Origin of the sequence: Sphingobacterium tabacisoli (assembly GCF_017908035.1) — a bacterium.
Taxonomy (GTDB): domain Bacteria; phylum Bacteroidota; class Bacteroidia; order Sphingobacteriales; family Sphingobacteriaceae; genus Sphingobacterium; species Sphingobacterium tabacisoli.
The window spans coordinates 402,996-422,952 of the sequence record NZ_JAEQMU010000005.1 but is presented as its reverse complement, the minus strand read 5'-3'; the positions used below and the strand labels follow the sequence as shown (position 1 = coordinate 422,952).

The following is a 19,957-nucleotide window of genomic DNA, read 5'->3' as shown; positions in this document are numbered from 1 at the left end:
GGATGATACTTTTTTTTTTGAATAAAGTAACTTCCTAACTTAGTGACAATGTAAGTTAAATTACATCTGCCGTAGCTGTAAATACAGCTAACTATGAAAAAGTCCATTATTGACTGTATTCCCTGTTGGATAGGAAATAGTCGAATGTTCTGATTTCTTGTTTAATAAAATGATAGGAGCAATCTGATTTTCATCAGGCTAGACTTTGGACGTAATGTTTAAAACTAGAGGGTGATTTTTGGAGTTGCACGGTTGATGTTTTTAGGAATAACCTACAAGATTGCCAAACTACTTTATTTCTAGAATTAGGGAATTATGAATGTTAAAAGCCTCGCATTAACTGGTGTTTTTGTTGCACTTTTAGGGGGAGTTGTTGCACAGGAAAGGCTGTCCGACGGGACAGTGAATGGTAGCTCAGCGATTAATCAAAATGCCATTTTGGAGCTGGCGAGTCGAAATAAGGGGATCCTTCATACAAGAGTCGCTTTAGAAATGACTACAAAAGCAAACCCAATGCAGGCCCATGTCGCAGGTCTTATGGTATATAATACGGAGACAAAAAATGATGTTGTTCCTGGGATATATTATAATGATGGCACAAAGTGGGTGTTGGCGTCAGGAGGAAAAGCTACGAGTATTTCATATAACCCCGAAACATACGAAATCTCTTTTATAGATATTAATGGTAATCCAGTAAAATTGGATTTTAGGAAGATTGTGCAAAGTAATCAGACGATTACTACTTTGGTCGATAATAAAAATGGAACCTATGTGTATACTTCTGAATCTGGAGTACAAACGATCATAAATGTAACGGCTGATGTAACAAACACTTTCGAACAAATTATCAATAATGAAAAGGTTAAGAACGAGTTTATCACATTGATAAAAAATACAGGAGGAAATGTATACTATAACGACGAGAAGTTTACCTTTTTGACCAAAGATGGTGAAGTTAAGGAGATCCTGTTAAAAGAATTAGTGGAGTCTAACGAGACCCTGACCGTTCTTAGTTATCTTCCTGGCTCCAATCAGTTGACCTATCAGGACGAAAAGGGTGCCCCACATGTTCTTGATTTAGGTACAGGTTCGCTCGCATACAATGATAAGTCGAATATGCTGAGCTATGTTGATGCGAAAGGGAAGGTAACAGATCTTAACTTGAACAATACGAACCTAGCATATAATCCTGAAAAGAATACCTTGGACTATACGAATTCCAATGGCGTTGTTCAGACGGTTACATTGGCTGATATGGTACATAAGAACGAGACCCTGACCGTTCTTAGTTATCTTCCTGGCTCCAATCAGTTGACCTATCAGGACGAAAAGGGTGCCCCACATGTTCTTGATTTAGGTACAGGTTCGCTCGCATACAATGATAAGTCGAATATGCTGAGCTATGTTGATGCGAAAGGGAAGGTAACAGATCTTAACTTGAACAATACGAACCTAGCATATAATCCTGAAAAGAAAACCTTGAACTATACGAATTCCAATGGCGTTGTTCAGACTGTTACCTTGGACGATATCGTGCGAAAGAATGAGACTCTGACTGTTTTGGACTATCTTTCAGGTTCCAACCAGCTTAAATATCAGGATGAAAAAGGTACTCCCCATGTTCTCGATTTAGGTACGGGTTCTATCACTTACAATGAGAAAACGAATACGTTGACTTATGTTGATGCGAAAGGGGGGACGACTGATCTTAGCTTGAACAAGACAAATCTGGAGTACAACCCCGATAAAAAAGCCTTGAACTATACGAACTCCAATGGCATTGTTCAGACTGTTATGTTGGGCGATATAGTGAGGACGAACGAGACTCTGACTGTTTTGGACTATCTTTCGGGTTCCAACCAGCTTAAATATCAGGATGAAAAAGGTACTCCCCATGTTCTCGATTTAGGTACAGGTTCTATCACTTACAATGAGAAAACGAATACGTTGACTTATGTTGATGCTAAAAAGAACGCGACTGATCTTAGCTTGAACAAGACGAATCTCGAATATGACCCGGGGGAAAATCAACTGAAATATATGAACACCAGTGGCCATCTTCAATCAGTTTCTTTGCCAAATGAAACCGTCACTACATTAAAGCAGGATGCCCTAGGTCTTAAATATAAGAATGAAAAGGATACAGAGGTTACAGCCAAGATTGTCAGTGCAAATGAGAAAAACATCATCAAAGTAGACGAAGACTTGGGGGCATTGTTAACTGCACAGGAAATACAGTTTAATCAAGAGAAAGCAATAGTATCGGCAGGCGCAGGTGTTAAAGTCGATACCAAGGTAAAAGGGAACGAAGTTGAATACACGGTCAGTATTGATGAGGATATAATCAAGGAGTTAAAAGCGGCCATGCCGAAGTTTTTTTACATGCCTTCTATTGTTATGCCTACTTCTAAAGACCAGATTACCGATCCGTCTATTATAACAGAAAATGGTGGAGTATTTACAGTACGGTTATACGATAGCTATAAAAAACAGTTTAGTCTGTCTGACCCTTTTTCCAGTGTGTCGAGCCTAGATGCTACGACAACTTTGCCGATACTACCAGCGGCCGAACTGGATTATTACGTGACCTTTTATGATAAGACTGTTTTCACTGAAGTTAAACTGTTGCAGGGGGGGATCTTAACGTATAAAATAGCTTCTGATGCAGACATGACTTTAGGATCATTTATGAATGTGGTATTTGCCGTAAAACCATAAGTGTCATGATTAAGACTATATTGAAAAGTAATACGTTTTTTACGCTGTTTTTTTTCATTCTGTTCGTCCCTCGAGCGTTAAAAGCACAGTGTTATAAAGAGAATACAATCAAAGCATCGGTTGCGCAAGGAGGAGAGAGTCTTAATAGGGATAAAGTGCTATGGTTAAACTGGGGGGGGCAGGGAGACGTGGGCTATCCATATGGGAAAGCAGGAGAACCTCTTTCTGTTGGGGCCGTATCAAGAGCCTCTATCCCACTAGGCGAAGGGAAATACTTATGCATAGAAGCCGAAATTACAGAAATACAGAATACGAATGGTAGTGAGGCAAAGGATAGGGCGATAGAATCTTATATTCCGGGAACCTATGTTGGTAATGGGGACGATTCTGGCGATTTTTTGGATATTTTATACAATATTGGAGGGGCGAGGACAGCTGATAACAAACCGCTGAATAAAATGGTCTCTGGAATTAGAAATACAAATCCAGGGGGAGGGGCTATAATAACGATTGCCTGTAAGGCTGCAATAGACGGGACACCCATCCGATTGCCAGGGATGGTAGTTGCTGATGCGGAGTCATTGGCTGGATCAATGGATAAAAAAGGAGAGCCTCAAAGAGAATATATTTATGCCGAGGCATTGGGAAGCTGGCATGTCGTCGAGGTACAAAAGAATCTTAATGCTGGTCCCTATAATATTCGGAAAGAAAATGGCTTAAATGGTAAACAAACTATCAAGTTTTTAGGAGGAAATGATAAGAAAACAGGGGCGGTGGCCTTTCTGGCTTTTAATGAACAGGCATATGAAAAGAGGAGCTTATCCGTATCCTTTAAAGCTACTTTAAAAGGAGGAGGTTTGACAGCTCTAGCTTTAGGTTTGTTAAGACCTTCGATAGATTTAGGTGATGCTCCCGCTTCTTATGGAAGTCCGATACATCTTTTGCAAAATCTTGCTTTCACGAACGACCATATTGCTTCTGTATCATCTTCCGCAACAGAGAAGGAGAAAGTTGAAAAGACTGTAGATATCAATACTAAGGACTATGAAGCAGGTGTGTTGGAGATGACGAAGGGAAGCTATTTGGGTTCAACTCCCCCGGATGGAGATAATGGGGCGATGTTTTCCAAAGATGCCCTAGGAGATGATAAGAGTCCTGTCGAAAACCCATTGCTTAATGAAGAAGATGCCTGGCCGGAAAAATATAGACGGTTTTCTTATAAACAATATTATATGCCGGGGAATACAATCGAAGCAAAAATACCCTATAAAGGAGCTAAAAAAGGAAGTCGGGTTATGGGCTGGATAGACTTTGATCTCAATGGTCGATTTGATGATAGTGAGCGAGCGGTTGCTGTGATAAATGGAAGTGGAGATGGTGAAGTTGTATTACAATGGGAAGTGCCAGTTTTACGAAAGCCCTATAGTACCTATGTACGCTTGCGTTATTTTGATGTCTCCGAAGGTGAAATAAGCAGTCCTGTAGATAATGTGAATTTTGGTGAGGTGGAAGACCATCGTATCTATATACTGGGGCCATCTTTGATTAACCCGAATATTCCTAGCAAAACAAAGAGATAGATATGATGAAGTCCTTTTTTATCTATGCTTGTGTGTTGTTGTCCATCCTTCGAGTTCATGGACAGGATGGTGCGGGGAGTATGCTGTACAGTAATGGACAGACGGTTTTGACCGAAAAGCAGTTTAAGGCTGTATATGCTGAGTCTTTGTTTATCGATGCGAATGCAGTTTGGCAAATAGATGGTCAGCTTGATCTATACGTCAAGAATATCTGGATTGCACCTACAGCAAAGATATCAGGAAAGGGAGTTCTGAATATCCATAGCCCCGCAAAAAATCCATTTTATAGCCAATGGGCAGCACAGCCTACTCATATTGATGCCAATGGCGGAAACTACATTGATGTTAATATCGAGCTATTGAATGAAGAGGGATTGCACCTTACAGATATGGTTGCCAACCGTGATAACGGAATAACGGCAGTAGTTGAAAAAAATGAGGCTTCATTAAAATTGGCAAAAGCAATCAACTTGGCAGTAGATGGGGCTAATATTTTCCTGAATGGCCACGATTTTGAGCTAGGGGAAAATGGAACGATATTAAACCACAGCTACAAAAGGTTTGTGGTGACCAACGGTGCCAAATCAGGGTACTTGATCAAAAGAAATAGTCATAGTAATTCGGAGTTTTTATTCCCGGTCGGTAAAGATAAAGGTGATTATACACCAGCACTGTTGAAGCCATCTTTGCCCAATAGTAAAGTATATGTTTCCGTAACGGACTACCTCACATCGGGACTATATTTTGAAGACAAAGAGATAGGAATGGATAGAGTCTGGAATATATTTGCAGACCGTGCCATGCTTATGGATTATACCCTGATACACCAAGTGTCATCCAATGGCATTGCTTATGTCGACCCTGCGGCGCAGGTGATGCAGTATGTTGCCGGAGGGAATTGGATTGGAGATGTGACCTATTTTAAAGAGAAAGGTAGGCAGGCTATACATACACGTAGAGAGGTCGAAGCGAAAGCTGGAAAAGCGTTGTCAGGAACATGGTTCACCAAACTGTCCAATATCCCACTCGTAGCAAAGGATGATTATGCAGTGGTAGTTTATGGAAATACCAAAGCTATTCATGTTTTAGAAAATGACAAACCAGGTTCGTCACCGATACGGACAAATAGCGTCAGGATTGTCACGCCACCCACACATACAAATGTGTATGTAGAAAATGGGGCTATTATCTGCGAAGCTAATGCTGACTTTGTTGGAAACGATGAGTTTGAGTATGAAATTACGGATGGCAATGGGCTTACTGCTAAGGCTAAAGTCTATCTGAAGATCGTACCTCGGGATTTATATATACCTAATGTGTTCACGCCAAATGGTGATGGTAAAAACGATACTTATGTGATTTCGGGAATGGAAGGTTATGAGCAGGTAGAGTTGATCGTAGTAGATCGGTTTGGAATAGAATTATTCAGAGAAGCAAATTATAAAAATGGATGGACAGGGCATGGTCTAAAAGAAGGGACCTATTATTACAATGTTACAGCGATAAATGGAACGTATTCGAGACTGTACAAAGGGACTGTTCTTATTAAGAGAAAGTAGCCTATAACCTCAATCAATGCCATGAGACAGGTGCTTTCTTAGAAAAATTAAGTAGGTTTGCACTATGGAAAAGGGCAAACTTTATTTAATTCCAGTTCCTTTGGCTGATGGGGCCGAAAGGGCATCATATACCCCATTGCATCACGATGTCATCGCTAAAATATCGGAGTATATCGTTGAGAATGAAAAAACCGCTCGAAAGTTCTTAAAGACAGCAGGTCTTACTGTTCCCCAAAGTGAGCTCATCATTCATGATTTCGGGAAGCATGCGCGCGAAAAAATGGATTATAACCAGGTGTTTGCAAATGTACTCAAAGGAAAGGATGTGGGATTGATGTCAGAAGCTGGTTGTCCTGGGGTTGCTGATCCGGGGGCAGATATCGTTGCAGAAGCCCATCGTCGCAACATACAGGTTGTCCCTTTGGTGGGGCCGAGTTCGATTCTGTTGGCGCTTATGGCATCCGGGTTTAATGGACAGAAATTTACATTCCATGGCTATTTGCCAATAGATAAGAGCGATAGGAGTCGAAAGATAAAAGAGTTGGAAGCACAGAGTCGACGAGAAAAGATAACCCAGATCTTTATCGAAACACCATTTCGTAACAATCAATTGTTTGAAGAGCTATTGAAAGTAGGTAAGCCTGAGACAAAACTTTGTGTCGCTGTAAACCTAACAGCACCTGATGAATTTGTCGAAAGTAGGACCATAGCAAATTGGCAATCCCACAAGCTCGAATTGCATAAGATTCCGGCAATATTTTTATTATTTGCCTAACTCTTTGTATTTTTAAAGATAAATTAAAAGTACCGGATGGGCCATCGGAGAATATGTTCGCCTATGGCGCTAAACGGGAAAAAATGATAAAACAGTAAATGGAAGAACTCTTAAAGAATCCTGATGTTCAGAAGCTCGTTCCTTATCTCATAATTGCTTTCATTGTTCAAGTATTGATATGGCTATTATTTGCCAATACTATACGAACCACACTAAATTTAATTAGAGAAGAGAATAGATGTATTCTCCCTAAGCAAGCTTGGCTAGTTGCCTTACCTTTTTTCAATATCTATTGGAATTTTGTCGTTGTTCGAAGATTAACGGATTCCTTGAACAACGAATTCTATGACCGCCAGGTTGCAGTGGAAGAAGATCCAACCCAAAAGCAGGGCTATATGTATGCAGGAGGATATATGGTCAGTAATATACCTTTGCCTGTTTTTGTTGGTTTTATAGCCTCTATAATAGCATTTGTTGGCTTCATATTATACTGGTTTAAAATATATGAGTATAAAAAGCTACTCCGCGAGCCCTTTCAATATCGGGATACAACAAACAGAACTGAGGAAGAAATTGAAGATAGTTATCTATAAAATTGAGCTATATGAAGGTAAAAGAAATAACACAGTATCTTGAACAGATAGCGCCTCTTTCGTATCAGGAATCCTATGACAATTCAGGATTGATTGTCGGGCACCCAGACGATGAGATTCATAAAGCGTTGATATCTCTAGACTGTACAGAGGCCGTTGTAGAGGAAGCGATTGCAAAGGGGTGTAACCTGATTATTTCGCACCATCCCATAGTTTTCAAAGGTCTGAAAAAGTTCAATGGCCGCAACTATGTGGAACGGACGGTGATGAAAGCCATAAAAAATAATATCGCTTTATATGCCATCCATACCAACCTAGATAATATAATTGGTGGTGTGAGTTCAAAGATCGCTGAGAAGCTAGGTTTGAGAAACCAAGCCATACTAAGCCCTAAGTCTGGATTATTAAAAAAACTCGTAGTCTATGTACCTAGAGCAAACGTAGAAGACGTAAGGCAGGCTCTTTTCGATGCAGGAGCTGGAAGCATAGGAGACTATGATCAATGTAGCTATAATACTGCCGGATACGGTACATTTAGACCTTTGAGCGGAGCAAATCCGGCTATTGGCACGGTGGGGACACAAGAACGGGTTGAAGAAACAAAAATTGAAGTTGTTTTTCCTGGACCTATTGAGCGACAGATTGTCGTGGCTATGTTGTCAGCGCACCCTTATGAAGAAGTTGCTTACCATATCGTGAACCTTGAAAACACGTTGCAACAGGTCGGATCAGGTGTGATCGGAAATCTTGCTGAGCCAATGGAAGCAAATAGCGTGCTACATTACTTAAAAGAACGCTTGAAACTGAATGTAATCCGCCATACCGAGTTACCAAACAAACAGATAGAGCGAATAGCAGTTTGTGGTGGAGCAGGAGGCTTTTTATTAAACGAAGCAAAACGTTCTGGCGCAGATATTTTTATTACCGCAGATTATAAATACCATGAATTTTTTGATGCGGAAGGGGATCTCGTAATAGCCGATATCGGGCATTTCGAATCCGAACAATTTACGCAAGAATTATTGTTGGAGATTATTCAGAAAAAATTTGTTAACTTTGCTGTTCTATTGACAGAAATAGACACAAATCCAATAAAATACTACAGTTAATGGAACAAACCGTAGAACAAAAATTAAAAGCATTGTGGGCATTGCAATCGATCCACACAAAGATAGATAAGATTCGTCAAGTACGTGGCGAGCTACCTATAGAGGTTGCCGACTTAGAGGACGAAATGGCTGGGCTAGAGACTCGCCTTGAAAAGATTCGAGTGGAATTGGATGACTTAGAAGATTCAATCGTGAAGCGTAAAAATATGATTAAAGATGCACAGTCTGCAATCAAAAAATACGAAGGGCAATTGAACGAGGTGAAAAACAATCGTGAATACGATGCGATATCCAAAGAAATCGAAATTCAAGGCTTAGAGATTCAAGTATGCGAAAAGCGTATCAAAGAAGCGGAGTTTGAAATTAAAAATAAAACAGAAGCTTATGAGAAAACTAAGGAGAACCTAGATTTCTCTAAAGGTGAGCTGGATGTCAAGAAACAAGAGTTGGAAACAATAACCTCAGAAACTCAAATCGAGGAAGAGGAATTCTTGAAGAAAGCTGATATTGCTGCAGAGAAAAACGAAGAACGTCTATTAAAAGTTTATAACAAGCTTAGAGGTTCATACCGTAATGGTCTAGCTGTTGTATCTATAGAGCGAGATAGTTGTTCAGGATGTCACAATAAAATTCCTGCTCAATTGCAATCAGAGATTCGTCAACGTAAGAAAATCATTATCTGTGAGCACTGTGGACGTGTTCTTGTAGATGAAGAAATTGCATCTGAAGATTAATTCAGACAAGAAAATATAAGTAGAGGCTGTTCAAAACGAACAGCCTTTTTTTTATTCCAATCGCCATTTAATTGCAACAACTTAGATATAATCCTGTTCTTCAGCTAAAATCAAATATATTTGCCATTCAATAACCTTGAAAATATCTTTATGTTTAAAAAAGTCTCTAATTTTCTGAGTATAGCATTGGCTGTTGGAAGTCTCTCTGCTGCTCATGCCCAGCAAGAAACATTATTGCTGCGTAATCCTAGTATTAGTAAGACACATGTCACATTTGTCTATGGAGGTGATATTTGGATCGCTGATAAGAACGGACAGAACCCGCGTCGATTGACCACTAATCCTGGTGTCGAGATGAACCCCATGTTTTCTCCTGATGGTAAACAAATTGCTTTTACAGGGAATTATGATGGTAATACAGATGTGTATACCATTCCTGTAGAAGGGGGAGAACCAAAACGTATTACTTTTCACCCTGCCGCGGATCTCGTTCGAGGTTGGTTGAATAATGAAGAAGTATATTTCCAGACTACACGTGAGTTCCAATACTCACTAGGGGCTAGACTCTATAAAACAAAATTAACAGTTGAGAATGCAACTCCTCTGACGATGCCTGAAGCCTATCAGGGTACGCCATCTGAAGATGGACGCTACTGGGCTTATATCAAGAACTCTGATCCTACGGAACGTGATCGTGTAGCTTTCAAGCGCTATCGTGGTGGTGGTATGCCGTCTATATGGGTGTTCGATACCAAGACCAAAAATGTAGAAGTAATCCCAGGAGAGAATTGTAATGATGTCAAGCCTCTATGGTTAGGCTCTAAAATTTATTTCTTGTCTGATAGGGATAAAATTGTCAATATCTATAGTTATGATACAAAATCTAAGAAGATTGAAAAGCTGACTAACTATAAAGATTATGATGTACGTACTTTACAAGGGTTTGGTAACGAGTTGACATTCGAATACGATGGCCAGGTCCACATTATGGATTTAGGTACAAAGAATGTAAATACGCTAAAAATATCGGTCGCTGCCGACCCTATGTTTAAGCGCTCGAAATATGTAGACCTTAGAGCGGATATACGTAGCTTCGATATTTCGCCTACAGGACAACGTGCGTTGTTCGAAAGTAGAGGTGAGATCATATCTGTACCTAAAGAAAAAGGTGACGCAAGAAATATCTCTAACTCGGTAGGTAGCCATGAGAAATTTCCTTCTTGGTCACCAAATGGTAAGTGGGTGTCTTACTTGTCAGACAAAAGCGGAAAGTACCAGCTGGTACTCCGTGATCAGAAGGCTGCAGATGAGCCTACTTATATTGACCTAGGGGCTGGAATGTATTACTTCGAGCCGACATGGTCTCCAGATAGTAAGAAGTTGTTTTTTAATGACGCACACCTTAATCTTTATTATGTCGATGTCGTGACGAAAAATGTTGTGCTGGTCGATTCTGATAAATTAGCTTCTATCACAGGGCGTACACGTAATCACTTTGAGCCATCTTGGTCTTTCGATTCAAACTGGATCGCGTATGTCAAGAGTCTTAACAATGGTGTACGCGCAGTATTCATGTATAATATTGCAACAAAGCAGTCACATCAAGTAACAGATGGAATGAGTGCTGTCGCACAGCCGGCTTTCAGTAAAGATGGTAAATACCTTTTCTTTATAGCTAGTACGAATACAGGGTTGACAAATTCAGGATTGCACATGTCTGCGTATGAACGTAACCCACAGTTTAATGTATATGCTTTTATCCTATCGAAGAAAACACCTTCTTTGTTTAAAAACGAAAGTGATGAAGAGACGGTGAAAGAGGATAAAGTTGAAGAGCCGAAGAAAGAAGAAAAAGTAGCAGAGAAGAAAGATAGTAAAAAGAAAGCTCCTGCTAAGGAAGAGGCTAAACAGCCTGCAAAACCTGTAGAAAAGAAACTGGAAGTAGATTTTGATGATATCAATAATCGTATTGTAGCTCTTCCTTTACCTGTTGGGTACTATAGATTGGATGGAAATGTTGAAAATACATTGACCTATCAGCGCGGTGGTACAATTGGTGCATTTGATCTGACGAAGATGGAAGACAAATCGCTGGTGGACAATGCGCGTGCTTTCTGTATCAGTGCAGATGGTAAAAAAATGATGTATACCACTGGGAGAGACTATTTCATTGTCAATGCTGGGCAAAAGCCCGCTCCAGGTGCTGGAAAGGTGAATATTGACAACTTCAAATTTGAAGTTGACCCCGTAGCAGAGTGGAATCAGATCTTTAATGAGGTGTGGGCTATGCAAAAAGATTTCTTCTATGTAGAGAATATGCATGGTGCGAACTGGGAAGCTGTAAAAGCGAAATATGAGAAATTCTTACCATATGTAAGCCACCGTTCGGACTTAGGGTACCTATTGAACGAAATGATGGGTGAGTTGGTTGTAGGGCATGCCTATATTTATCCTGGGGATCAACCGTCCTCGCCTTCAGTAAGTACAGGGGCACTAGGTGCAGATCTAGAGTTGGTAAATGGATATTATAAAATCAATAAAATATTTACACGTTTAGATTGGAATCCTTCATTCAAAGCGCCTTTGGCTGAGCCAGGCCTGAACGTCAAAGAGGGGAGCTATATCGTAGCAGTAGATGGTGTAAAATTGACTGCAGATGTGAGTCTTTACAAGTTGCTGGAAAATAAAGTCGGTAAACAGGTGGTGTTGAAAATTAATACGAAACCTTCGTATGAAGGTGGCCGAGATGTGATTGTCAATCCGATTTCTTTCCAGAATGAAATGGGATTGAGAAGCATGGACTGGGTTGAATCTAATAGAAAGAAAGTGGATCAACTTAGCGACGGACAGATTGCCTATGTATATATGCCTAATACCGGACAGGAAGGTTATAGTAACTTCAATAGATATTATTTCTCTCAAATGGACAAGAAAGCATTGTTGATCGATGAGCGGAACAACGGTGGTGGCTCTGTGGCAGATTATGTTATAGATCTGTTGTCAAGAGAGCTTATCGCAGGTTGGGGGATTCGCGATGGCAAATCATTTACGACACCAGGCAATGGTATCTATGGACCAAAAGCGATGATTATCAATGAAAATGCTGGGTCCGGAGGTGATATGATGCCATACATGTTCCGATTTAAAGGATTAGGTAAGTTAGTAGGTCGTACTACCATGGGTATATTGGTTGGTATTTCGGGATATCCACCATTGTTGGACGGAGGAAGTATTACCTCTCCAAACTTTGGCGTATATGATTTGAATGGTAACTATATTATCGAAAACGAAGGTGTGGCGCCGGATATCTTTGTAGAGCAGATGCCTAAAGATTTATTGGAAGGAAGAGATCCTCAGTTAGAACGAACAGTTAAACTTCTTTTAGAGGAGATGAAGACCTATCCTTATCAACAGGTAAGGAAACCCGCGGATCCGATTCGTGTCAATTAAAATTACTAAAAGGGGGCTAGGCCCCCTTTTGTTATTCTAAATATTAAGTAACTTTAGCGCATGAATCAATATCTTGGCAAACCAAATAGCCCATGGAGTTCGCTCCTTATTTTGTTGGTATTGACGCTGGCTTGTAGTGTGGGAGTTCAGTTCATAATCCTTCTGTTGGGCGTTATCTCCGACCGGGGGCTGACAGAAGTGCTGCAGAATGAAGGCGGTTTGTCCTCCTTTTCCAATCGCCCTTTCTTTTTGTATGCACTATTGATCGCTAGTTCTTTCGGTACGTTTTTATTGCCTGCTTTTATCCTACAAAGGTTAGAGCCCTATTTTAATTATTTTCCTGCAGAGAATAAAAAAAATGGGATAACCTATTTGATTGCCGTTGCACTGCTGTTTGCATTCGGTCCAATCATGCAACTGATAGGGGATGCAAATGCACAGATGACGTTTCCAGATAGTTTGAAAGGGGTAGAGACCTGGATGCGATTGCAAGAGGATAATATGGCTAGTTTGACTGAACGGATTGTGATGATAGATCGATGGGAGTTGCTCCTAGTAAATGTTGTCGTAATGGCCGTTATGCCAGCAATTGCTGAGGAATATTATTTCAGAGGTTCGTTAATGCATATTATACAGCGCCTCGTTAAGAATTATCATATTACTGTGTGGCTTTCCGCTATTATCTTTAGTGCAATACATGTGCAGTTCTTCGGATTTTTCCCTAGGATGATCCTAGGTGTGTTCTTTGGTTATATGTTTGTGTGGACACAGAATATTTGGATACCTATACTGGCTCATTTCGTGAATAATGCGACAGTGGCGGTCTTGGCATTTGTATATACTAGGCAAGGGAAAACATACGCCGAACTACAGTCATACGATAGCTATTCAATATTTGTGTATATTGGAGGCTTTATTTTAACGATACTCTTAGGAATCTGGTTTTATAAAATTTCAAAACAAAAGCAAGCTAATGGAGAAAGATTGGAAAAAAATACAAGTATATAACAGCGCTATTGAAGCGGAGATCGTAAAACAGATGTTGGAAGGGAATGGTGTACATTCAGTGCTATTGAACAAGCAAGATTCGTCTTATCTGTTTGGAAAGATTGAACTTTATGTTCATGAGGATATGGAACAAGAAGCATTGCGATTAATTAAGGATAATGAAGAGAATAATATAGGGGCGGAGGATGTTAACTAGAGCTATTACTGGATTTTTTTTTATAGCCGTATTGATCGGTGCGCATCTGTTGGGACAAGTTGTTTTTGTTTCCTTCTTCTCATTACTGGGCCTTTGGTGTTTATATGAATTTTATGGGATAGTCCGTAAGGAAGAAGTAAAACCCATGATTTTTCTAGGAATACTTGCATTTGCTGTTTTGAGTGGTCTTATTGCTTTACATTGTTTGGGAGTGATCCCGTTTATCAAGGTATGGTTATTTATTCCATTTTTCTCTTTAATGTTTATCTTGGCGTTATTCCAAAAAAGGGCACTTCCCTTTAATGATATTGGTTATACCCTATTGGGAATTACTTATGCCGGAATTCCATTCCTGTTTTTTCTAGCTTTGGGATTTATAAAAGGGAACTTTAATTACTATATACCACTCGGTTTTCTTTTGATTCTCTGGTCAAATGATACAGGAGCCTATCTTGCTGGAAGAAGTTTTGGCAAACGCAAGTTATTCGAGCGGATATCGCCTAATAAAACATGGGAAGGATTTATCGGTGGCGTCCTATTTGCAGTCGCTATTGCTTTTAATCTAGAGCAGTATTTTGGTTCTTTGACAAAATGGGAATGGGCGAGCATGGCACTTATTATCGGTGTATTTGGTACTTTGGGTGACCTTGTGGAGTCCATGTTAAAACGTAGTCTAGGTGTAAAAGATTCGGGTCATATACTTCCGGGGCATGGCGGATTGTTAGATCGGTTTGATGGACTTTTAATGGCAGCTCCTTTGGTATTTTTGTTTTTATTAATGATAGCATAACTATGAATATTTCGACTTCTACACTTGAATTTCTAGCAGACCTTGCACGAAATAATACCAGAGAATGGTTTCAGGCGAATAAAGAACGCTATGACGAGGCACTTGCCGATGTAAAGGCTTTTATTGAGAGACTGATTGTGGAGCTGTCGAAATTTGATCCGTTGATTAACACTGATATTAAAGCATCGAAATGTATGTTTAGGATCTACAGAGATGTGCGCTTTTCGAAAGATAAATCTCCTTATAAATCTTGGCTAGCAGCAGGTATTTCTATAGACGGGCGGAAGCTTGATGGGCCGGAATATTATATACATATCGAGCCTAATAATTCTTTTATGGCAGCGGGATACTGGAGGCCCAAAAAAGAACACCTAGACGCAATCCGTCAAGAAATTGATTACAATTATGAGCTGCTGAATAAAGCGTTGCAAGCAGGGCAGTGGACAGTTTCAGACCTGTCTCAAGAGGATAAATTAAGCAGACCCCCTGCAGGGTATACTGCAGAGGATCCGAATATTGAAGTGCTTAAACTAAAGAGCTTTATCATACATGAGTCTCTGACGGATTCTGAAATTACTAAGGCAGATTCGATAAATGCCGTTGTTGATATATGTAAGCGTATCTATCCACTTAAAAAATTCATTCAGGAAGCCATCGATATAGAATCTTAAAATGGGAAACTAACCTTGCCCATACATACAGCAGGGGAGTCTTTCAATCCAGCTACATTTTCTGGATTGCCTGCTACGGCTTCATTTGCTAATACAGCAAAGAGACAGGCTTCTTTGGCATCTGGGTTCATGTCGATCTCATCAATAGAAGTAACTTTAACCGAGGGAAGCCCTGCTCGGATATTAGCCATTAATAAGGGGTTATGAAGACCGCCTCCACTTACATACACGGCTATGTTTTCCATGCCCTGTGTCACCGCTTCTATGCCTTGTACAATAGCCTCTGCTGAAAACATATTCAGTGTAGCCATTACATCTTGTGGTGCAAGAGCCTGTGAATTTGTTGCCACTTGTTTCTGCTGTAAATAGCTTAGATTAAATAGTTCGGGACCAGTGGTCTTAGGAAATGCTAACTTAAGAAAATCTTCTTGTAGTAGCTCTTTTAGCAATACTTGATTGACAGTGCCTGTGTGAGCGACCTTGGCATCCAGATCCATCTCAGTGCCAAAATGTTGAAACATGTATTGGTTCATCAAGGTGTTTCCAGGGCCTAAATCAGTAGCAAAAGCTTTCGTGCTAGAGCCTTTTTGAGGGAGAAAGGTGAAGTTTGAAATTCCCCCTATATTAAGTAGAACTCTATTTTCTACGGTATCAGTGAACAGTAGGAGGTCACCGTATGCTGCCAGAGGAGCTCCTTCGCCACCCGCCGCAATATGTTTTTGACGAAAATCTGATACCGTGATGATTCCGGTGTGTACAGCGATATGGTCTCCATCTCCGATCTGAAGTGTACTATTAGGTAGATCCGGGTTCTTAGTTAATATTTGAGGAGCGTGATAAACTGTCTGTCCGTGGCTCGCAATCAAGTCAATGTCTTGAGGAGCGATCCCCCAATTTTTAAGCGCATTATTCACTAAAGATGCATGTACGAGTGCTACATAGGGATTAATACCTGAAAAGTCTTGTTGGTTTATCTCCTTTTTAGCAAAGATCCTGCGTATGTTATTTCTGAATTCATCTTGGTAGGACAGGGTATCGAAATGAAGAAGCTTTAACGAGGTGCTGAGTCCACTTCCTTCTATCTTGCAAAGCGCAATATCTAGACCGTCTAATGACGTGCCTGACATAAGCCCAATGATTAATCGACTGTCTTTTTTGCTTATTTCGTAAAGCTTTTCAATTTGACCATTCATATTCTAAAAATACACATATTCGCTTTTGGTAATGTCAATTGTTAATGATATTTTTGAAAAAAAAGAAGAAAAAATGAATTTTCCAGCAGAATTGAAATACACAAAGGATCATGAATGGATTCGTGTAGAAGGCGATGAAGCCGTAATCGGTATTACAGACTTTGCTCAGCGTGAGTTAGGTGATATTGTTTTTGTTGATATTAACACTGTCGGAGAAGAAGTGGCTGCAAACGAAGTTTTCGGTACTATCGAAGCAGTAAAAACTGTATCTGACTTATTTATGCCAATGAACTCAACCGTTTTGGCTGTAAATGATGCAATTGATGCTTCTCCAGAATTAGTAAACACAGATCCATACGGTGACGGGTGGATTATTCGCGTTAAAATAGCGAACACGGCTGATGTTGATTCCTTGTTGACTGCCGAAGGATATAAATCTGAGATCAACGCATAATCTTGATTTCATAAATGATTAAAATAAAAGCCCACTCTCGAGTGGGCTTTTATTTTAATTGATTTCTTTTAGTTCTATGCTAGAGGATATCTTATTTCCTTGTATTTCAATAACTGTATTGACAACAGAATGCGTGGTGAAAAATGTCTTTGGGTGTAAGATATAGTAGCCAGTAGATGTGCCGATAGTGGCGCCAGTGTTGTCTGTATAAGTACCTTCTACATTAATCTTATAGCCCTCAGCAGTTTTCTCCGCGAAAGTATTTGTATTCTTTCCTTTGGCACCTAATTGCGCTAAGCTGATTTCATTTTGCCAGGAATCTCCGACAGATAACGGTCTATCTGGAAAGGCAATCGACATGCCTTGGATGCTAGACCGATCAAAAGCTTCGTCTGGGACATTCGGGAAATCCATTTCCAAAACTTTGGCATTTCTGTCCATGGTGATACTAAGTGTGTTGTCCAATAGTGGTTTCATCTGCGTAGCCATCATCTCCTCCATTTGGTTAGAAGGTTCTTTGGAAGAATCATAAGAAATAGTAACTATTCCGGCGTTAATGTCTGTCTTGACCTGCGTATACCTAGCTTCGTATTTAGCCTCTGTCTCTGTAACTTCTATTGCCGTCATGTTCATTCGCATAGACATGTCCATGATCATATTTTGTGCACCTTCGATGTCCGACTTCATAATCATTTCAATGGGAATGACCTTGCCTTTTTCAGGGTTTAGCTTAAACGTGATTTTCTCTTGTGCCTGTGCGCTTAGTACGATTGTAGAGGCTACAAATAATGTGGTGAAAAATTTTTTCATGGAGATAAAGTATTTTTTATTGTTGTGATTTCATAAAAAAAGGAGCTCATAGGCTCCTTTTAAATATATGCTTTTTAAATGTTATTTCTTGTAGGTAACTTCTTTAACAGCATTAATTACTTTTGCTACACTTGGTAAAGTTGCTTCTACTAGTGTTGGAGCGTAGGCCAATGGCACGTCTGCTGAAGTAACGCGTAATACCGGAGCGTCAAGGTAGTCAAAAGCATTCTTTTGTACGTGGAAAGAAATCTCTGAAGAGATTGAGGCCAATGGCCATGCTTCTTCCACAACAACTAATCTATTTGTCTTTTTAACGGATTCTACAATTGTTGTATAGTCAATTGGACGTACAGAACGTAAATCAATTAATTCGACGCTAAGTCCTTCTTTTTCTAGTTCTGCTACTGCAGGGATAACAACTCTAGGGAGCATTTTTCCGAATGATACAATCGTTACATCGCTTCCTTCTTGGATAATATTTGCTTTTCCAATAGGTAAGTAATATTCTTCCTCAGGAACCATTCCTTTGTCACCGTACATAACTTCAGACTCCATAAAGATTACAGGATCCGGATCAATGATGGCTGACTTCAAAAGGCCTTTTGCATCGTATGGGTTTGAGGGAACGACAACCTTTAAGCCTGGAGTATTTGCATACCAGTTTTCAAAGTTTTGAGAGTGCTGCGCTCCTAGTTGTCCAGCATTTCCAGTAGGGCCACGAAAAACAATAGGGCAAGATAGTTGTCCGCCAGACATTTGACGGATTTTAGCCGCTGAGTTGATTATTTGGTCTATTGCGACTAATGAGAAGTTGAACGTCATAAACTCTACAACTGGTTTTAAGCCATGCGTTGCAGCGCCAACGGCGATACCAGCAAAACCTAATTCAGCAATAGGAGTGTCAATAATACGTTTTGGGCCAAATTCATCAAGCATACCTTGGCTTACTTTATAAGCACCATTATACTCAGCAACCTCTTCACCCATTAAAAATATAGTTTCATCTTTACGCATTTCTTCGTTCATTGCTTCACGAAGCGCTTCTCTGAATTGAATTTCTCTCATTAGTTTTGAAATCGTTTTAATTAACCTTTGATATGCAAAAATACTATTTAATAATGATATTTCATATGTATCATATGTAATATTGCTGTCTTCTGTTGGAGATATATTAGTCTAATACCACAACAATTACGAGCGTTACAGGCTGTTTTTAAGGATAAACTCTTGCAACCATACATTTAGATTTTTAATCGCCAAAGGTATCTCCCATGCCTGTCTATTCCGTTTTTCTACATAGTTGGAGATAGCCCGGATTTGTAGGCAAGGAATGTTTTCTGCTTCGCTAACAAAAAATACAGCAGCTCCTTCCATCGTTTCAATAGTTGCCGAAGAAAGCCTCGCCTTGAGCAGGAGGATAGATTGCTCGTTACCATGGACGGTATTGACTGTAATACCCGTATGTAGTGCTAGTTGTGGTGGCGATGCCAACGAAGGAAAAGAGGGGGTAAAGACGCTCTTTCCAAAACCGAGTTCTTCTATAGGCAAAAAAAGCTCCCCATCTTCAGCTCCTAGTTCCGAAAAGCTATCTTTTGTTATCTGGATGACCGTACCTAAGGGGATATCTTTGTAGAGGGCTCCCCCTATACCAACGTTGAGAATATAATCAGGGCGAATCTGGGTTATACTTTTGCCTAGCTGGTATGCTGTGGCTGTCATCCCTACTCCAGTAGTTAGGTAAGGTATTTGTAAGCGCTTTAGAAAATCGATACTTGGAGCAATCTCTGCGTCAGTCGCAGCTACAATCAAAGGCCTCATTTTTCTGTATATTATTTGTGAAGGAATCTTCTGCTTTTGACTGCTAAAATAGAGTTTTTTAAGGTATATTTGCGTATATGATATACATTACAAGACGGGAGAGATTCTGTGCTGCCCATAAGTTGCATCGCGAAGATTGGTCAGAGGAGAAAAATGAAGCTGTATTCGGCTATTGTTCCAATCCTAATTGGCATGGACATAACTATGAATTGTATGTTACAGTAAAAGGAACAGTGAATCCAGAAACAGGTTTTTTGATCGATTTGAAACTGATGAAAAGTATTATCAATACAGAAGTCATTGATAAAATGGATCATAAGAATATAAATTTGGATGTAGACTTTATGCAAGGCAAAATGGCATCAACAGAAATAATTGCCATGGAGATCTTTCATGTGCTTAAACCTCACTTTGAACAGGAAAATGTACAGTTGCATAGTGTAAAGCTGTACGAAACGGAAAATAACTCAGTCGAATATTTCGGCGATTAATCACATAA

At 39.9% G+C, this 19,957-nt stretch carries 18 protein-coding genes; 14 read left to right on the top strand and 4 right to left on the bottom strand.

Annotated elements, in window-relative coordinates:
- Window positions 1-315: 315 nt before the first annotated feature.
- From JKG64_RS18675 to JKG64_RS18620, 12 genes are all read left to right on the top strand, one after another.
- Complete coding sequence (locus JKG64_RS18675; RefSeq protein ID WP_210355772.1) at window positions 316-2,718, top strand: hypothetical protein; 2,403 nt, start codon at window positions 316-318, stop codon at window positions 2,716-2,718.
- Between the two features lie 5 nt (window positions 2,719-2,723).
- Window positions 2,724-4,298: a CshA/CshB family fibrillar adhesin-related protein gene (locus JKG64_RS18670; protein WP_210355771.1), complete on the top strand. Its 1,575-nt coding sequence runs from the start codon at window positions 2,724-2,726 to the stop codon at window positions 4,296-4,298.
- A 2-nt stretch (window positions 4,299-4,300) separates the two neighbouring features.
- Window positions 4,301-5,857, top strand: coding sequence for a T9SS type B sorting domain-containing protein (locus tag JKG64_RS18665; RefSeq protein ID WP_210355770.1), 1,557 nt, complete (start codon window positions 4,301-4,303; stop codon window positions 5,855-5,857).
- 64 nt (window positions 5,858-5,921) lie between these two features.
- Window positions 5,922-6,632 carry an SAM-dependent methyltransferase gene (locus JKG64_RS18660; RefSeq protein ID WP_210355769.1) on the top strand — a complete coding sequence of 237 codons (711 nt, stop codon included), beginning with the start codon at window positions 5,922-5,924 and terminating at the stop codon, window positions 6,630-6,632.
- A 98-nt stretch (window positions 6,633-6,730) separates the two neighbouring features.
- Window positions 6,731-7,225: a hypothetical protein gene (locus tag JKG64_RS18655; protein ID WP_210355768.1), complete on the top strand. Its 495-nt coding sequence runs from the start codon at window positions 6,731-6,733 to the stop codon at window positions 7,223-7,225.
- A gap of 11 nt (window positions 7,226-7,236) precedes the next feature.
- Complete coding sequence (locus JKG64_RS18650; RefSeq protein WP_210355767.1) at window positions 7,237-8,334, top strand: Nif3-like dinuclear metal center hexameric protein; 1,098 nt, start codon at window positions 7,237-7,239, stop codon at window positions 8,332-8,334.
- Window positions 8,334-9,068, top strand: coding sequence for a zinc ribbon domain-containing protein (locus JKG64_RS18645; RefSeq protein ID WP_021071003.1), 735 nt, complete (start codon window positions 8,334-8,336; stop codon window positions 9,066-9,068). Before JKG64_RS18650 ends, JKG64_RS18645 begins: the two co-directional genes overlap by 1 nt.
- 150 nt (window positions 9,069-9,218) lie before the next feature.
- Entirely contained in the window at window positions 9,219-12,518 is a 3,300-nt protein-coding gene (locus JKG64_RS18640; protein ID WP_210355766.1) for a S41 family peptidase, read from the top strand.
- A gap of 60 nt (window positions 12,519-12,578) precedes the next feature.
- Entirely contained in the window at window positions 12,579-13,526 is a 948-nt protein-coding gene (locus JKG64_RS18635) for a CPBP family intramembrane glutamic endopeptidase (protein ID WP_210355765.1), read from the top strand.
- A complete protein-coding gene (locus JKG64_RS18630; protein WP_210355764.1) occupies window positions 13,492-13,722 on the top strand; it encodes a putative signal transducing protein in 231 nt (76 codons plus the stop codon). The genes JKG64_RS18635 and JKG64_RS18630 overlap by 35 nt, the downstream gene beginning before the upstream one ends.
- Entirely contained in the window at window positions 13,712-14,512 is an 801-nt protein-coding gene (locus JKG64_RS18625; RefSeq protein WP_210355763.1) for a phosphatidate cytidylyltransferase, read from the top strand. Before JKG64_RS18630 ends, JKG64_RS18625 begins: the two co-directional genes overlap by 11 nt.
- A gap of 2 nt (window positions 14,513-14,514) precedes the next feature.
- Window positions 14,515-15,183: a DUF2461 domain-containing protein gene (locus tag JKG64_RS18620; RefSeq protein ID WP_210355762.1), complete on the top strand. Its 669-nt coding sequence runs from the start codon at window positions 14,515-14,517 to the stop codon at window positions 15,181-15,183.
- Here JKG64_RS18620 and JKG64_RS18615 read toward each other — a convergent pair.
- Complete coding sequence (locus JKG64_RS18615) at window positions 15,180-16,376, bottom strand: anhydro-N-acetylmuramic acid kinase (protein WP_210355761.1); 1,197 nt, start codon at window positions 16,374-16,376, stop codon at window positions 15,180-15,182. The genes JKG64_RS18620 and JKG64_RS18615 overlap by 4 nt on opposite strands.
- Before the next feature lie 73 nt (window positions 16,377-16,449).
- Here JKG64_RS18615 and gcvH point away from each other — a divergent pair, with 73 nt between their 5' ends.
- Window positions 16,450-16,830: a glycine cleavage system protein GcvH gene (gcvH, locus tag JKG64_RS18610; protein ID WP_210355813.1), complete on the top strand. Its 381-nt coding sequence runs from the start codon at window positions 16,450-16,452 to the stop codon at window positions 16,828-16,830.
- A 54-nt stretch (window positions 16,831-16,884) separates the two neighbouring features.
- On the opposite strand, the gene JKG64_RS18605 is transcribed toward gcvH, so the two are convergent.
- The 3 genes from JKG64_RS18605 to mqnB all read right to left on the bottom strand — a co-directional run bounded on the left by JKG64_RS18605 (window position 16,885) and on the right by mqnB (window position 19,458).
- Window positions 16,885-17,640: a DUF6263 family protein gene (locus tag JKG64_RS18605; RefSeq protein WP_210355760.1), complete on the bottom strand. Its 756-nt coding sequence runs from the start codon at window positions 17,638-17,640 to the stop codon at window positions 16,885-16,887.
- Between the two features lie 81 nt (window positions 17,641-17,721).
- Window positions 17,722-18,705, bottom strand: a complete 984-nt coding sequence (locus JKG64_RS18600) for a pyruvate dehydrogenase complex E1 component subunit beta (RefSeq protein WP_210355759.1) — start codon at window positions 18,703-18,705, stop codon at window positions 17,722-17,724.
- A gap of 135 nt (window positions 18,706-18,840) precedes the next feature.
- Complete coding sequence (mqnB, locus tag JKG64_RS18595; RefSeq protein ID WP_210355758.1) at window positions 18,841-19,458, bottom strand: futalosine hydrolase; 618 nt, start codon at window positions 19,456-19,458, stop codon at window positions 18,841-18,843.
- A 77-nt stretch (window positions 19,459-19,535) separates the two neighbouring features.
- On the opposite strand from mqnB, the gene JKG64_RS18590 reads away from it, so the two are divergent.
- Entirely contained in the window at window positions 19,536-19,949 is a 414-nt protein-coding gene (locus JKG64_RS18590; RefSeq protein WP_210355757.1) for a 6-pyruvoyl trahydropterin synthase family protein, read from the top strand.
- Window positions 19,950-19,957 lie beyond the last annotated feature (8 nt).

Bases quoted from the DNA above. Each gene is read 5' to 3' on its own strand.
- JKG64_RS18660 (WP_210355769.1), top strand. From the start codon at position 5,922: ATGGAAAAGGGCAAACTTTATTTAATTCCAGTTCCTTTGGCTGATGGG.
- JKG64_RS18625 (WP_210355763.1), top strand. From the start codon at position 13,712: ATGTTAACTAGAGCTATTACTGGATTTTTTTTTATAGCCGTATTGATC.
- JKG64_RS18675 (WP_210355772.1), top strand. From the start codon at position 316: ATGAATGTTAAAAGCCTCGCATTAACTGGTGTTTTTGTTGCACTTTTA.
- JKG64_RS18665 (WP_210355770.1), top strand. From the start codon at position 4,301: ATGATGAAGTCCTTTTTTATCTATGCTTGTGTGTTGTTGTCCATCCTT.
- JKG64_RS18640 (WP_210355766.1), top strand. From the start codon at position 9,219: ATGTTTAAAAAAGTCTCTAATTTTCTGAGTATAGCATTGGCTGTTGGA.
- JKG64_RS18590 (WP_210355757.1), top strand. From the start codon at position 19,536: ATGATATACATTACAAGACGGGAGAGATTCTGTGCTGCCCATAAGTTG.
- JKG64_RS18670 (WP_210355771.1), top strand. From the start codon at position 2,724: ATGATTAAGACTATATTGAAAAGTAATACGTTTTTTACGCTGTTTTTT.
- mqnB (WP_210355758.1), bottom strand. From the start codon at position 19,458: ATGAGGCCTTTGATTGTAGCTGCGACTGACGCAGAGATTGCTCCAAGT.
- JKG64_RS18650 (WP_210355767.1), top strand. From the start codon at position 7,237: ATGAAGGTAAAAGAAATAACACAGTATCTTGAACAGATAGCGCCTCTT.
- JKG64_RS18655 (WP_210355768.1), top strand. From the start codon at position 6,731: ATGGAAGAACTCTTAAAGAATCCTGATGTTCAGAAGCTCGTTCCTTAT.
- JKG64_RS18630 (WP_210355764.1), top strand. From the start codon at position 13,492: ATGGAGAAAGATTGGAAAAAAATACAAGTATATAACAGCGCTATTGAA.
- JKG64_RS18615 (WP_210355761.1), bottom strand. From the start codon at position 16,376: ATGAATGGTCAAATTGAAAAGCTTTACGAAATAAGCAAAAAAGACAGT.
- gcvH (WP_210355813.1), top strand. From the start codon at position 16,450: ATGAATTTTCCAGCAGAATTGAAATACACAAAGGATCATGAATGGATT.
- JKG64_RS18645 (WP_021071003.1), top strand. From the start codon at position 8,334: ATGGAACAAACCGTAGAACAAAAATTAAAAGCATTGTGGGCATTGCAA.
- JKG64_RS18605 (WP_210355760.1), bottom strand. From the start codon at position 17,640: ATGAAAAAATTTTTCACCACATTATTTGTAGCCTCTACAATCGTACTA.
- JKG64_RS18635 (WP_210355765.1), top strand. From the start codon at position 12,579: ATGAATCAATATCTTGGCAAACCAAATAGCCCATGGAGTTCGCTCCTT.
- JKG64_RS18620 (WP_210355762.1), top strand. From the start codon at position 14,515: ATGAATATTTCGACTTCTACACTTGAATTTCTAGCAGACCTTGCACGA.
- JKG64_RS18600 (WP_210355759.1), bottom strand. From the start codon at position 18,705: ATGAGAGAAATTCAATTCAGAGAAGCGCTTCGTGAAGCAATGAACGAA.